General features: G+C 41.3%; 13 protein-coding genes, 2 tRNA genes and 1 pseudogene. 8 read left to right on the forward strand and 8 right to left on the reverse strand.

Annotated features, from left to right (window positions below; translation table 11 throughout):
- Window positions 1-7: 7 nt before the first annotated feature.
- Together JMY08_RS10015 and JMY08_RS10020 are read left to right on the forward strand one after the other, a co-directional pair.
- Window positions 8-1,072, forward strand: a complete 1,065-nt coding sequence (locus JMY08_RS10015) for a hypothetical protein (RefSeq protein ID WP_201593139.1) — start codon at window positions 8-10, stop codon at window positions 1,070-1,072.
- Window positions 1,073-1,120: 48 nt separating this feature from the next.
- Window positions 1,121-2,422: a hypothetical protein gene (locus tag JMY08_RS10020; RefSeq protein ID WP_201593140.1), complete on the forward strand. Its 1,302-nt coding sequence runs from the start codon at window positions 1,121-1,123 to the stop codon at window positions 2,420-2,422.
- A 289-nt stretch (window positions 2,423-2,711) separates the two neighbouring features.
- On the opposite strand, the pseudogene JMY08_RS10025 reads toward JMY08_RS10020, so the two are convergent.
- A pseudogene (locus tag JMY08_RS10025) lies at window positions 2,712-3,074 on the reverse strand (low temperature requirement protein A); the annotation flags it as partial.
- 127 nt (window positions 3,075-3,201) lie between these two features.
- Window positions 3,202-4,107 (reverse strand): LysR family transcriptional regulator, encoded by a 906-nt coding sequence (locus JMY08_RS10030; protein WP_201593142.1) that lies wholly within the window; start codon window positions 4,105-4,107, stop codon window positions 3,202-3,204.
- A gap of 148 nt (window positions 4,108-4,255) precedes the next feature.
- Between JMY08_RS10030 and JMY08_RS10035 the strand changes: the two genes are divergently transcribed.
- The 3 genes from JMY08_RS10035 to JMY08_RS10045 are packed head-to-tail and all read left to right on the forward strand — an operon-like array spanning window position 4,256 to window position 6,006.
- The gene (locus JMY08_RS10035; RefSeq protein WP_201593144.1) at window positions 4,256-4,648 is read left to right on the forward strand and encodes a DoxX family protein; all 393 of its coding nucleotides are present in this window, start codon (window positions 4,256-4,258) and stop codon (window positions 4,646-4,648) included.
- A gap of 49 nt (window positions 4,649-4,697) precedes the next feature.
- Window positions 4,698-5,252, forward strand: a complete 555-nt coding sequence (locus JMY08_RS10040) for an NADPH-dependent FMN reductase (RefSeq protein WP_201593145.1) — start codon at window positions 4,698-4,700, stop codon at window positions 5,250-5,252.
- Window positions 5,253-5,301: 49 nt separating this feature from the next.
- Window positions 5,302-6,006: a YoaK family protein gene (locus tag JMY08_RS10045; protein WP_201593176.1), complete on the forward strand. Its 705-nt coding sequence runs from the start codon at window positions 5,302-5,304 to the stop codon at window positions 6,004-6,006.
- A 317-nt stretch (window positions 6,007-6,323) separates the two neighbouring features.
- On the opposite strand, the gene JMY08_RS10050 is transcribed toward JMY08_RS10045, so the two are convergent.
- Complete coding sequence (locus JMY08_RS10050; RefSeq protein ID WP_201593146.1) at window positions 6,324-6,650, reverse strand: GNAT family N-acetyltransferase; 327 nt, start codon at window positions 6,648-6,650, stop codon at window positions 6,324-6,326.
- Window positions 6,651-6,943: 293 nt separating this feature from the next.
- Here JMY08_RS10050 and JMY08_RS10055 point away from each other — a divergent pair, with 293 nt between their 5' ends.
- The 3 genes from JMY08_RS10055 to JMY08_RS10065 all read left to right on the forward strand — a co-directional run bounded on the left by JMY08_RS10055 (window position 6,944) and on the right by JMY08_RS10065 (window position 9,322).
- Window positions 6,944-7,657 carry a pirin family protein gene (locus JMY08_RS10055; RefSeq protein ID WP_201593147.1) on the forward strand — a complete coding sequence of 238 codons (714 nt, stop codon included), beginning with the start codon at window positions 6,944-6,946 and terminating at the stop codon, window positions 7,655-7,657.
- Between the two features lie 55 nt (window positions 7,658-7,712).
- Entirely contained in the window at window positions 7,713-8,651 is a 939-nt protein-coding gene (locus JMY08_RS10060) for a pirin family protein (protein WP_201593148.1), read from the forward strand.
- Between the two features lie 62 nt (window positions 8,652-8,713).
- Window positions 8,714-9,322 carry a nitroreductase family protein gene (locus JMY08_RS10065; protein WP_201593149.1) on the forward strand — a complete coding sequence of 203 codons (609 nt, stop codon included), beginning with the start codon at window positions 8,714-8,716 and terminating at the stop codon, window positions 9,320-9,322.
- Window positions 9,323-9,681: 359 nt separating this feature from the next.
- On the opposite strand, the gene JMY08_RS10070 is transcribed toward JMY08_RS10065, so the two are convergent.
- The 5 genes from JMY08_RS10070 to JMY08_RS10085 all read right to left on the reverse strand — a co-directional run bounded on the left by JMY08_RS10070 (window position 9,682) and on the right by JMY08_RS10085 (window position 13,601).
- Window positions 9,682-9,768: transfer RNA gene (locus JMY08_RS10070), tRNA-Leu, on the reverse strand.
- A 124-nt stretch (window positions 9,769-9,892) separates the two neighbouring features.
- Window positions 9,893-9,966, reverse strand: a tRNA-Cys gene (locus tag JMY08_RS10075).
- 190 nt (window positions 9,967-10,156) lie between these two features.
- Window positions 10,157-10,291, reverse strand: a complete 135-nt coding sequence (locus tag JMY08_RS14030) for a putative transporter small subunit (protein ID WP_227679653.1) — start codon at window positions 10,289-10,291, stop codon at window positions 10,157-10,159.
- 84 nt (window positions 10,292-10,375) lie between these two features.
- Window positions 10,376-12,046 (reverse strand): sodium:solute symporter family protein, encoded by a 1,671-nt coding sequence (locus JMY08_RS10080; protein WP_227679654.1) that lies wholly within the window; start codon window positions 12,044-12,046, stop codon window positions 10,376-10,378.
- Between the two features lie 571 nt (window positions 12,047-12,617).
- Window positions 12,618-13,601 carry a formate dehydrogenase accessory sulfurtransferase FdhD gene (locus JMY08_RS10085; protein WP_227679655.1) on the reverse strand — a complete coding sequence of 328 codons (984 nt, stop codon included), beginning with the start codon at window positions 13,599-13,601 and terminating at the stop codon, window positions 12,618-12,620.
- Window positions 13,602-13,649: the final 48 nt, after the last annotated feature.

Raw genomic sequence — 13,649 nt, forward strand, 5'->3', positions numbered from 1 at the left:
TTATATTATGATGATACCTCTACCACCTAAGCCCCCAGTATTCAAAATAATCAGTCGTCCTTACGAAGGTAAGATACCTGATTTTAAAGAAAAGCAAAATAGTGTGGATAGACTAAGCAATCTTATTCATGACATAAATCCAGACTATCTACTGTTTCATCCAGTAATCAATTCTATTCAGAATGTATGGCTTTTAGCATCATACGGCGGAGCATGGTTGAGTGGGTTGCAAATGTTTTTTTTATTAGTAGTTGCGTATGAATACATTTTTGTTGAAACTATCGATATGATTGGTTTGAGCTTAATACTTATGTTGATGCTTCTGATATCAATGTTAGGCTTTGGTGCATTTTTCACTATAAAGCAGCTTATCATCAAGAAATCTCGATACCACAAAATCTTACTACTAAAAAATACCCAGCAGATTGCTTACTACGAGCATAATCGCAAGCAAGAGCCTATCTTTCATTTGATTGATTATAAAGATATTTTTGCCTCTGTCAGACGTAATGAAGGCTTAATATTTGAAGTTCTCAATCTTCATGTTATTGATGAGTCAACAGGGGAGTTGATACATTCTATTAGCTTTGAAGATATGCGACTCAACCCTTACGATCAATGGGCATTCATCCGCACCTACATGGAGCGTCCAGCAGAAGAGCTGCCTTTAAACACAGAATACGCTCAAGCGTGCCCAACGGACATGAGTCAGTCATTATTTGCCTGTGCTGATATCGCTCAAACCTCCAAAGAGTTTTATGGTAAGAATCCTACTCATGAGTTTCGTCTCGCTGATTGGATTATTAGGTGCTGCACTATCAGCTACTTAGACCTTGCCGAAGGCAACATCTATCAATCCAGTGCCAACCCAGCACTACATCCTGAAGCGCAACGTCGGCTCATGTGGGATGGTCAAAATAATCCGTATAATATCTTGCCTGTCACACCTGAGCGGCAAGCCGCTTTTGCTAATCAAAATAAAACGGTTAAGCTGAAATGGTATTCAGGTGTTGCTGTGAATGCAACGTGGTTTATCGGTTCGATACTTTATGTGATGCTGGTGATTGCTTAGATGAAGATTGGAACATAAGAAAAATAAACAGTATGGAAGCCAATAAAAATGAATAACTACATTATAAGACCGCAAGAGATTTACCTACTAGAGCGCTATAGCTCACCCGCTTACTTTAAAGAGATGCGTGATGCCTTTGCGAATATGCTAGAAGCTGCTGAATATGCGTTGGAGCTATTTGTCAACGATTTGCCCTTTGATTACCGTACGCGTCCTATCAACAGACAACCTTATATTGTCTGGGGCGAGCGCGTATTACCGAATCTGCGTAGTACTTTAGATAGTCTTAATGTTGGCTATCAAGAGCTGTTAAAAGGGGATCTAGCAGCGATAGGATATGGGGGTAATGTTGAGAGTGATTTTCGCGCTATCAATATGGATTACGATATTGACTGGATGCCAGAACAGCAACAACTTGACTATGAAAAATGGCGAAAAGAGGCAAGCTTACGTGCCTTTAACATGGGAATAACCAGTTACTTTGGCTGGTATCTATACAGTTTAATAGAAAATTACAGCATCGAATCAAAAGGACCGCTTAATGCGCCTGAATCATGGCCTATCTATAGCCTCAACCAACAATATAGCGTTGAGGTAGATGAAGTTGTCCCTGTCGCTGGCATTTATGTACCAAATCGAGCAGATGCCAGTGCTCAAGTGCTATTAGATAGCATGTTGGCGAATGAAGCTAATGTTGGTTATGATCCTGATACGACACACGCTGTCGGTAGAGCGCCCGTCACTTGGATGCTGGTTGAGCGTATCAAGGATAGTGGTGGTGGCAGTAGTGCAGTACCGGAATCTTCACATTGCGCGGCAGATCAGCCTTGTCCGCAGACAGGATATTGGTGGTCACCTGCCAGTCAGGAGTTGCAGCATTTTCAAGCAGAAGACATCATGCCAGACATGACTAAAGGAAGGTGGGAAACCATTTGGTATTTCAATGAAACCAATCCGATGACTATTCAACCTACCACGAGTTATATAAAAAGGAAAAGAGCAAGGCGACCCAGAGCTTACAAACGACACAATGAAAATGCGTATTTAAATAACTATGTTAAATATGCCTTTTTTACTATGATCATCGTCGATATATCGATTCTGCTATTTGTTGAACAAACCTGTGGAGCAATTATCTATGAGCAGTTATTAAGTATTATCTTTATGCAGGCGTTGTGTTTATTTATGCTTACGGATTCCAAATTAATGCTTGTGTTGGCTAGTGTCACCAATAGGCCGCTTGTATTTGCTGATATCACCAATAGACCGTTAGCCACTATGAAGGTGGCTGCTTTTTTTGTGATGTTAGGATCTTTCTATCTATTTTTTATTGCAACTGAGCTATGCTGAAGAAACCGTAGAGATAAACTTGGTAAACTAACGACTTGATGAGGAGTTTACCATGACCAAGAAAGTATGATCCTGAAATAATAGCTGTTCTAGAAGAGAGCAAGCGCCTCAAACGACAGCTTAAAGTTGCCGAGGAGGAGCGCGAAATACTAAAAAAGGCGACGGCGTACTTCGCCAATGAGTAACGTTAAGAAACAGTCTAGTAGACTGTTTTAGTGACGCAAGACGTAGGGCTATGCCTGCAGTGATAGTTAGTAAAGTACGCCTTTATCAAAGACAATCAGCTGAGCTATGCCGAAGAAAACGTAAACCTAAACTTGTGGCCTTCTACTTGTTGATACACACGCAACCACTGACTGCAGCGGGCCAATCGCATGATCGCGTAACCAGTAACGCCTATCCATGTTAGTCCTTGCTCAAAAAACTGATTGATGTTGGCGACAAGCATTAATGGGCCAAACATTTGCAACATTACTGAGAGATGGTAATACCAATCATCAGGATCATACTCTGAGGCAAACCAAGTAAAGCTCGTCCAAGCATTCCACAATATAAAAAATGCCACGATAAAAGTTAAAAATCCAGAAAAGTCATACTCAAGTAAGCGGTGATGAAGCCCGCTTGCTGTAGCAACAGCAACAGCAATGACATAGACAAGATCAAATCATAACTTAAGCGTACTAGAGGCTCGATGTTGCTCATTAGGGTCTCTAGCATGAATCGTGGGTACACAAATCATTTACTGTGCTCCAATAGATATAATTTGAATAATCAAAAAACTAATACCTATCCCAATAAGGATCATCACCAAAGCGTTCAGCGATAAGATCAATTAAATAGCGGCAACGCTGAGATAAAAATCGATTTTTTGGATAGACCGCATAGGCATTTAGTGTGGGCAGTTGGTACTGCTGCATGATAGGGACTAGCTCACCACTGGCTAAGGTTTGATAAGTAATAAAGGTTGGTAAAAAGGCAATGCCTTGCCCTTTTACTGCCATCTCACGCAAAAAATCACCGTTGTTGACTTTTATTTTTGAGTTAACCTCTATCTCATGTTTTTTGCCTTGCTCGTCTATCAATTCTATCGTGCTAGATTTACTCAGACCATATTGCAAAATTTTATGCGTTGCTAACTCTTCTACCGTTTTTGGTGTGCCCATTTTATCCAGATATTCAGGACTGGCACACAATGCATAACGAATGAGTGCGAGGCGTTTGGCTTGATAGCTAGAATCTTGCATCTCTCTGACACGAATGGCCAGCTCAAATCCTTCTTCGACCAAATCCACATGTCGATCAGAAAAATCTAACTCAAAATTCAGATTAGGGTGTTGATTGGCATATTCGTCAATGATGTCATTCAGATGCATCAAGCCAAACGATAATGGTGCGGTCATTTTTAGCGTGCCCTCGATACGAGTCGGAGCGCCACTCGTTTCTTCGTTGAGCGCGTCTACTTCACTCAGTATGTTGCCGACCTTTTGGTAATACTGTTCACCAGCCTGCGTTAAGTTTGACTGGCGCGTGGTTCGGCTGATTAACTGACTACCCAAGCGTGTTTCTAACTCTTTAAGACGGCGGCTTACAGCTGATTTAGCAATGTTCAATTGCTCAGCGGCTTTTGTGATGCTTCCTGCTTCGACAATACGTACAAACATTGCCATGTCTTCTAGTTGACCCATTTGAGCTACTCCTTAACTGTTCTTAAAAAAAGAACTTACATTTATAATTATCACGGTTTATCTATCTATAAGCAACGACTACAATTACTGTGTTTCCTAATCAAATAAAAGCTATTTAAACAAACGTACTCATTACTGGAGCATCACTATGGACAAATTACAACAGCTAAGCACGCCAATTGGTCGTCTATTTTTATCCATGATCTTTATTTTTTCAGGCTTTACCAAAATAACAGGTTACGCTGCTACCCAAGGTTATATGGAGTCTATGGGCGTACCTGGGATGCTATTACCTTTGGTCATCGCTCTTGAGTTATTTGGCGGTATTGCCATTTTGATTGGTTTTAAAGCGCGCCTGATAGCTTTGTTGTTTGTTGGTTTTAACATCGTATCGGCACTTCTTTTTCATCAATTCTGGATCGATGAATCACAAATGAATCCATTTATGAAAAACATTGCTATCGCTGGCGGCTTCTTAATGATCTTTGCCCATGGCGCAGGTGCGTATTCAATTGATAATAGTAAGACGCATAAAATTTAGTATAGTAAATGCTTCACTCATCAGGTTTTATCCTCATTAAGGAGTTGCTATGAGCGCATCCATCAATATTGCACTGATTATTGGTAGTTTACGCAAAGAGTCCATCAATCGTAAATTTGCAGAATATATTGTGTCGCAGATGCCTGACCGCGTGAATATCAAAGAAGTGGGTATCGCAGACTTGCCGCTTTATAACCAAGATTATGATGATACAACGATTGATAGCTACGAGCGTGTACGTCAGCAATTAAAAGACGCTGATGCAGTGTTAATCGTCACTCCAGAGCACAATCGTACAATGCCCGCGGCTTTAAAAAATGTCGTAGATATCGCCTCGCGTCCTTATAAAGAAAGTGTTTGGACACATAAGAAAGTTGCGGTAGTGACAGCCTCACCAGGTAGCTTTGGCGGTATTAATAGTGCACTTGATGTCAGAAAAAGTATGCAAATGCTTTCGGCACAAATGATGATTGATCCCGAAATTTATTTAAGTCGGGCAACTGACAGTTTAAATGAAGATGGCAGTGTCACTGAACGCACACAAAAATTCTTACAACGCTTCGCTTCTGATTTTGTAGATTTTGCAGGGAAACTGGGTGACTAAATTAATTCCTGACAATAATGCCACTCATACCACTAAAGAGAATCAAACAGTGTCACCACATTCAAAACCGCCGAGTTTTTGGCAGCGTTATCAAACGCCCGTACTATTAACCGTGGTAGGTGGGGCTATTGATACTATTGGTTTTATCACCTTGTTTGGTTTTTTTACCGCGCATGTCACTGGTAACTTAGTGATGGCGGGTAGTGGATTGGTCAAAGGTGAGCAAGGTCTGTGGATTAAGCTTGCCGCTTTACCATTGTTTATTATAACGGTGATGGTGACCAAGATATTTATTGATCATAGTAAAAACAAGCAGCTAACGCTGAGCCGTTTGTTTTTAGCAGAAGCTGTTTTTTTGATAGCCTTTATGATTGCTGGTCTTTACTACCAGCCTTTTGTGGATGCAGGGGACATCACTGTGGCAATAACAGGGGGCCTGGGTTTGATTGCGTTGGCTATTCGTAATACAGCCAGCAAAACGGTGATTAAGCATATGAGTCCGACTGTGTTAATGACGGGTAATACCACGCAACTGGGTATTAATCTGACCGATTATTTGATCAATCGTACCGCAGATAACGGTAAAAAACTGACGCACAGCTCAGCATTGGTTTTTAGCTTTCTAGTTGGGGCGTTACTGGGTGCACTTTTATATATTCAGCTAAATTTTTGGGCAGTCGGATTGTTTGTATTACCCGTACTGTATTTGTCAGTAATGGCACGTGATAAAGCGTTTTTACAAAGTATTGCTTAGTGTTTTCTAACGTAATATAGCCTTGTATTATTATTCAGTAGTGTGGATTTTCAAGACTGATGCCTTGTGTCTTGCTATCTCAACCTTTATCTTTCAATAATGAAAATGCCATATCTTGACGGATAGGGCATTTTTTATATGTCGTCTATAGTCAGGTCAATGTAAAAAAGAGACAGTGTGACGGATATAAATTTTTTGTAGCCTCTGTCTGCGTAGGCATAGCAAGCAAGAAAAATTTGTACCAGTCACGGATCACAATGTCGTGTATCCATTTTATTTAGTATCGACTATACACGGTTGTCACTGATAAACATTGTCTAAGGCGTTGCTTTGTGAAATATCGAGTTGTCTTGATATTCTGGATGCTTGTCTATGTAGGCTTTGATATATGGGCAGATAGGTTTGACTCTTAGGTTTTTAGCTGCTGCATCGTCTAGTATTGATTTAGCAAGATAACCTGCAATACCTTGCCCGCTAAGCTCTTCGGGCACCTCGGTATGGGTATAAGCAATGCCATCTTCACCTTGACTGGTGGTAAAAAATTCATAATCTTCAAAGGCGATATGCCCATCAACATGAATTTCAAAACGTTTCTGATCTGTATTATCTATTACATCATAATTCAATAATGGTTTATCTGACATCGTTAGGCTTCCTTATATCGTAAGTGTGATTAGACTTATTCTATATGTACTTTCATTCTATGAAGCGTAGCAGCCATTTATGCTACTGGCTCTGTTTAGAAGATATAGTGTTCTACCACAAATATATGACGCTATATTGATGGTTTTATTGTTCTAGTAATAAGAATAGTTATTTGTATTTATCTATGTTTATCTCTTCTTAAACAACAATTATAATTGTTCCATTGTTTAGACAAGTTCGTTAATAGTAAATTTTCAGACATGTTTAACTCCCTAATAAATAAGGATAAATTATGAAAACTATCTATCATGCAGCAAACTCTCGTGGCAAGGCTAATCATGGCTGGCTAAAAAGCAATCATACTTTTAGCTTTGCTAATTATCACAATCCAGAACGTATGGGATTTGGTGTGCTACGTGTCATTAACGATGATTTTGTTATTGGCGGTCAGGGTTTTGGCAAGCACTCACATCGCGATATGGAAATCATCAGCATTCCACTATCGGGTAAGCTCGGTCATGGCGATAACATTGGTAACAATGGCATTATCGCAACGGGTGAAATTCAAGTTATGTCAGCCGGTACAGGCATCACTCATAGTGAGATGAATGGCGATGACAAAGAAGATGTAAAGTTCTTACAGATTTGGGTCATTCCAAACAAAATGAACGTAGCGCCTCGTTATCAGCAAGTACGCATGGATGACATCATGCAACCAAATAAGTTCAATCAAGTATTGTCACCAAACGCTGACGATGCTGGCGTCTGGATTCATCAAAACGCATGGTTCAGTATGGGTGACTTTGAGCAAGGAGTCACTCAAAACTATACGCTAAATGATGCGAACAATGGCGTGTACGTTTTCGTGATTGAAGGTAGTGTGACCATTAACAATAACGTGTTAAATACGCGTGACGGTCTAGGTGTCTGGGATACCAAAAGCATGACTATGGACGTTCTAGAGAACTCAAAAGTATTAATCATGGAAGTACCGATGACTTTTTAATACTTTTCTACGCTCATTATTTGTGAAAATAAAGTATCAAAAAAGGAGTTAGTTCATGAGTATTCAAACGTTAGAGCCAAGATTGGCTGATGTCGGCGGTATTCCAATTGCGCGTTTATTACCTAACAAAGGCAAAAAACCGATCGGTGCATGGTGCTTTTTAGATCATGCAGGTCCTGCTGATTTTGACCAAGATGACGCAGGTATGCAGGTTGGTCGTCATCCGCATACCAATCTGCAAACCTTTAGCTGGGTGTTAAATGGCGAAGTGCTACACAAAGACAGCTTGGGTAACGCACAAGTCATTACCAAAAACCAAGTCAATGTCATGACCGCAGGTACGGGTTTGAACCAAGGCATCAGTCATACTGAACAAAGTGTTTTTCCAGATACGGGTGGCTCAAAAGATGCAGCGCGTGGTATCAGTATGGTGCAACTATGGATTGCACTTCCCACTGACCAGAAAATTGAGCGCAGTTTTCATCACTATCCTGAGCTACCAACGTGGAGCGAGGGCAATGCAGAGATGGTTCTGACGACAGGTAGTTATACCAATGTATTGGGTGAAACGTTTGAAGCACCTACCATCCAATACTCAAAGCTGGTCGGTATAGATGTGTACTTCAAGCAAGATGGCGAAGCGACATTGAGTCTAGAGTCAGGCTTTGAGTACGGTATCTTGGTTTCAGAAGGTGAGATACAGTCTGAAGGCAAGGTCTGTCAGCAAAATCAATTATTTCGTTTTCATGATAGCGATGTCGCCAATAGCAAAAGTATTAAACTGGCTGCCAAAAAGGGGACACGTATCATGTTCATCGGCGGCGAACCGCTTAATAACCCAGTGCTACTGTGGTGGAACTTCGTTGCTGATAACAAAGCAGAGATTGAGCAATCTACTATTGATTGGAATAATGGCCATGAGCGTTTCGGTAATGTCGACTCTGATATGAAACGTTTGCCTGCGCCTGAACTACCTAAAGGTTTCAAAGGCTAATTATTATCTGTTTTGATACCTTATATCTAATCTTAACTCATAGAAAATCACTGGAGAAAATCATGTCAAACCTACAAGATTTACAGCAATTGGCAGAGAAACGCCGTTCAATTTATGCGCTAAGCAATCAATTACCAGTATCGAATGATGAAGTGGTGAAATTGGTTGAACATGCTATTTTGCACACGCCATCAGCTTTTAACTCACAGTCAGCTCGTATTGTTGTTTTGTTTGGTGATGAGCATAACAAGCTTTGGAATATGACCGAAGAGATGCTAAAAGATATCGTTGGTGATGAAGAGAAATTTAAAGGAACAAAAGATAAAATCGCTGGCTTTAAAGCAGGTGCGGGAACCGTCTTATTTTTTGAAGACAAAGGCGTCGTAAGAAATATGCAAGAAGCCGCGCCTTTATATGCCGATAAATTCCCAATTTGGTCGCATCAAACCAGTGCGATGCATCAGTATGTGATCTGGACAGCATTGTCTAGTTTAGATATCGGTGCAAACTTACAACATTATAATCCAGTCATTGATCAAAAAGTCGCTGAAGAATGGAGTATTGCTGAAGATTGGGAGCTTAATGCCCAAATGGTGTTTGGTGCGATCGATCAGCCAGCAGGTGATAAAGCGTTCAAACCTGTTGAAGAACGTATGAAAGTATTCGGCTAATAAGTTTTAGCGTTGAAAACCATATAACCAATGAAACCGCCATGATATGTTCATAGCGGTTTCATTGGTTTTTTTATAATTATAAGCTGGATAGGACGTACCGTTGAAAATAGCTCAGGATGGTTTTTGACAGGAACGAAGTATTTTTTATCTTCAGGCTTATGGCTGCTGATGCTCCGGTCTGAACTGATCGCTTTTCTATTCATATCCTAGATCTCCATGAGTACACTCAAAATTCGGTATACTTGAAGTGTGTGGATTGGGATAGATAGAGCAGGACAGTATAGAACGCCAGATACAACAAAGCCCCTGATATCAGGGGCTTTAGCTGTTCTATAAGATAGTATAGAACTATGTAATGGTACCCGGAGCCGGACTTGAACCGGCACGCTATTGCTAGCGAGGGATTTTAAATCCCTTGTGTCTACCAATTTCACCACCCGGGCAAAACTTGTTTTATCTTTAACGTAAGCTAGCTGATAGACCATCTAGTTACTAGATAAGTGGTCGCTATTATAATCGGTTGTGATAATAATGCAAGCCAAAATTAACGTAAAGTTAATAAATAATTGGAGGCTGGAGTCGGAATCGAACCGGCGTTAACGGAGTTGCAGTCCGCTGCATGACCACTCTGCCATCCAGCCAATCAAGGTGGCCTATATTAGCAAAAATATAGTAAATTACAAGTCATTTTTTAGTTAAAAGCAGGTTATTTACTATCTTGCCTGCACTTAATCCCAGTTTAGGGGCATTTATGCTGTTAATAGGCTTTGTTAAGTCATTAATAAACGAATATTTAGCGATGATCGTTAAAAATGTAATAGCTAGGGTACGTTAAACAATATCCCTATTGTCACGTTTGGCCTTTTTGATATCGCGATAGGTGGCGGTGCAAATCAGTACCAGTACCGCAAGAGTAATGGCGGGCCAAATTAAAATATATAAGCCGTAGATAAAAACGTTGTCCATGATATCTCCTTATAATATTTCTAAGTAAATAGCGATTAGCCATATACTGCTAACTAATCACTACTTGGATAAAACGATTTTGATTTAAGATTTAGGTGATGAGGGTATTTCAGTTTTTTTATCGTAATTGCCTACGCGCTGCTTAATCAACTCAAAGTCGAAATGCTCATCGCCCATGAGACTGACGATCACACAAACGATAGTACTGGCACCGTAAGCCGTCAGTGAAGCGAGTAAGATCATGTACTGGCGTAGGAACCCAGTGGCAAAGATTAACATCAGCACCAGTGTAATAGCAGCCGCGCCCATGCCGATCTTACGACCTAAGAAACCAAATACCATCAGACCGATGACAACTGCACCACCAACGCTGGCTAAGATTTCAAAGAATAGGGCAGTGATGCCAACGATGGGTATCAACTCAAAACGCGCCACACAGAATAATAGGAGCCCGACAATCACTGCTGAAGTAAAGGCGGCATTAGTGACACGATTCCAGAATACACTGGCGATAACAGGGAAAACAATCGCACCCCACAAGGCACCAACGAATACCAGCATTACGAGAATATCAAGCTTGAAGCTGGCAAAGATAAGTCCCGCTGCCGTCGCGACAATCATGGTGCCACGACCGACGAGCATCATGGTTTTAGGTTTAACATGACCTTTTTTGGCGATATTTTTACCGTAGACATCGGCCATCATAATGGTTGATAGCGCCGATAAATCCGAGTCAGCTGTGGAAGATAACGAGCCAATGACCAGAATAAAGAATAATGCGATGAAGACGGGATGCAGATAAGTGCTGACCATTTGCGGGATCAGGTTGTTCATATTGCCATCGAGTGGTTCAATACCAATGGTCAAGGCCATCAAGCCAATCATACCAAGCCCAATGACGATACCCGCATAGCCGACCGTAGCGGTAATAAATGTCGCCTTAATCTTGGTTTTATCAATCGCAAATAAGCGCTGAGTAATGGTCTGGTTGCCGATAGCATAGGCCAATACCGCGACAAAATACGGTGCCCCTTGCTGAAAGAATGCCTCAGAAGAAAAGAAATCCTGCTGCTCTAAGGTCAAGTTCGATAATCCGCTGACCATCACTGCAGGACCTCCCATGGAGAATAGCACCGCTGGAATGATGATGACACCAATCGCCATCAAAGCGACCAATTGGGCAAAATCCGTAAAGACGGATGCTCTAAACCCTGAGGTTAAGGTATAGCTCAATACCCCGACACCCGCGATAATTACCCCTGTTTGGAACGACAATGGTGACAATACTGACACCAATGCCCCCGCAGCGGTAAAGTTGACCATCAAGCTAATTAAGCTGCCCATAAGGTTGGATATGGCTAAAATTAATTGGCTTGATGAGCCGTGGCGGGCGTGGATAAGCTCACCTAAAGTGTGACCGTTGGGAGCAAGCTCACGAAAGCGCATGCCAAAAGGGTAGATGAACAAAATCATCAATGCACCCCAAAAGCCGTAATGTATCGGTCCAGAGACGCCATACTTATAGCCAGAGGTGGCGGCAGCGTAAAATGAGGCCGCCCAAATCCAGGTCGCAGTCATACTTGCCGCACCCATCCCAAAGCCCACATTGTGGCCTGCGACCATAAAGCCGGAAGTTGTCTCTTTGTCTTTTTTAATTAATAAAGACAGCAGATATGTACCACCATAAAACGCCACCAATAATAAAATAATGGTGAGCGCCGAAAATTGAAACAATGACTCAGTTTTCAAACTCATACCTCGCAATTGTTTTAAGTAAATAAGGTTTAGTAAAACTATCTATTCCAAACTATTTAGCATACGACATAGTCTAAAAAGCCCTCATACCACATGTATGTGGCTAATATAAATAGCAAAAATAGCAACTGTAATGTTAAGCAAGTGCTAAGTGTCGTGCCCTAGTTTTGATGTCACACATCGTGTTAATTCAAAATGACAGGGGCTACTCTCGATAGGCGTCAGTTAATGGATAAACCATGACGCTATGAATAGACATAAAAGGTAGCTGAGTGCTAAAAAAAGCTCATGTGATGAGCGTCTATAGCGGAATTACGAATAAGCACTAAGCCATGATTACATGACCTGAGCTCGATTTAGACAGCCTTATCAGCTGTAATAAGCAATAGTTAAGAGATTTTTACTCAATTATCGCATGGATGCATCACCTGTAATTTAAATACCAAATCCAATACTGTGTGCATAATCAGCACAATGAACTTAGCATTAATAAATAAAACTACAGATCTGTTAAGTGTATGTAACATGTTCGTGAGGGTAGGGTAACCTATTACGTCGTTAACCTCAAACTTTATCCATTGGAATGATTTGAATAGTAAGTGACTCTGCTATCACGTAAAAATCCAGCCAATCCTAAGCCATAGCGCTCAGCAACACGCACAGCAGTACTGGTAGGTGCAGACATGCCGATCAGCCAAGGTATGTGACTTCGAATAGACTTTTGTACCAGCTCAATCGATAGGCGCGAGGTCATGACCACGCAGTCAATATCTGCCTTGTGTTGCAGCTGCCAACCAATGAGCTTGTCGAGGGCATTATGACGGCCGACATCTTCAAAGAGGTGCAAGTGTTGTCCTTGCATAGTTGCCGCTGCATGGACAGCGCCTGTCAGTTGGTGGGTATGTTGCATGGTATCGATTTTTTGCCGTATTTCTAATAGGTCACCAAGGCTTGGGGTATCTACTTTTACTCTTTTCTTGTCTTGGCGATAGATACTTAAGTCGGGCAGCGCTTGTGTTAAGCCTGTGATACCGCACATACCGCATCCTGTACGCCCTGCCAGCTGCCGCCGTTGGGCTTGGATGCGTTGATGACTGCGCTGATTTAAGGTCAGTTCCACCACATAAATATCGTAGTCCTGCAACTGTGCTAAAGTTTGCCCAAAGGAACCAGCCGTATCGTCTTCATCTGAGTGTTGAGTAAATCTTTGATAGCTTGCAACGTCTGTCAGCTGGGTGACTTCCCAATCTAATAAGTCATGGCTGTGTTGAATCAGACCTTCACTGAACAAAAAGCCTATCGCTAGATATTCTAACTGATAAGGACTTGCCATCAATACTGCATAATGAATGCCGTTAATGATAATAGAAATCGCTGCTTCTACGACCAAATTTGCCGATTGATCTTCAATATACGCTTGCTGGCTACCACTTGATTCCGTAGGCGCATAATAATGTTTTTGCACCAAATGCGCGCGCGATAGTGGTGTCACATCAGATTTTGCCGTCGCTTCAGGCATGTCGATGGCTGAAACTTGAGTGTTTAATTTAGCCATTATGAATGCTGACAGCCTTTTATCATTATTAACATTACTCACCTTCCA

Source organism: Psychrobacter sp. Pi2-51 (assembly GCF_904846665.1).
Lineage (GTDB): Bacteria > Pseudomonadota > Gammaproteobacteria > Pseudomonadales > Moraxellaceae > Psychrobacter > Psychrobacter glaciei.

Bases quoted from the DNA above. Each gene is read 5' to 3' on its own strand.
- JMY08_RS10015 (WP_201593139.1), top strand. From the start codon at position 8: ATGATGATACCTCTACCACCTAAGCCCCCAGTATTCAAAATAATCAGT.
- JMY08_RS10055 (WP_201593147.1), top strand. From the start codon at position 6,944: ATGAAAACTATCTATCATGCAGCAAACTCTCGTGGCAAGGCTAATCAT.
- JMY08_RS10035 (WP_201593144.1), top strand. From the start codon at position 4,256: ATGGACAAATTACAACAGCTAAGCACGCCAATTGGTCGTCTATTTTTA.
- JMY08_RS10030 (WP_201593142.1), bottom strand. From the start codon at position 4,107: ATGGGTCAACTAGAAGACATGGCAATGTTTGTACGTATTGTCGAAGCA.
- JMY08_RS10085 (WP_227679655.1), bottom strand. From the start codon at position 13,601: ATGGCTAAATTAAACACTCAAGTTTCAGCCATCGACATGCCTGAAGCG.
- JMY08_RS10020 (WP_201593140.1), top strand. From the start codon at position 1,121: ATGAATAACTACATTATAAGACCGCAAGAGATTTACCTACTAGAGCGC.
- JMY08_RS14030 (WP_227679653.1), bottom strand. From the start codon at position 10,291: ATGGACAACGTTTTTATCTACGGCTTATATATTTTAATTTGGCCCGCC.
- JMY08_RS10065 (WP_201593149.1), top strand. From the start codon at position 8,714: ATGTCAAACCTACAAGATTTACAGCAATTGGCAGAGAAACGCCGTTCA.
- JMY08_RS10050 (WP_201593146.1), bottom strand. From the start codon at position 6,650: ATGTCAGATAAACCATTATTGAATTATGATGTAATAGATAATACAGAT.
- JMY08_RS10080 (WP_227679654.1), bottom strand. From the start codon at position 12,046: ATGAGTTTGAAAACTGAGTCATTGTTTCAATTTTCGGCGCTCACCATT.
- JMY08_RS10040 (WP_201593145.1), top strand. From the start codon at position 4,698: ATGAGCGCATCCATCAATATTGCACTGATTATTGGTAGTTTACGCAAA.
- JMY08_RS10060 (WP_201593148.1), top strand. From the start codon at position 7,713: ATGAGTATTCAAACGTTAGAGCCAAGATTGGCTGATGTCGGCGGTATT.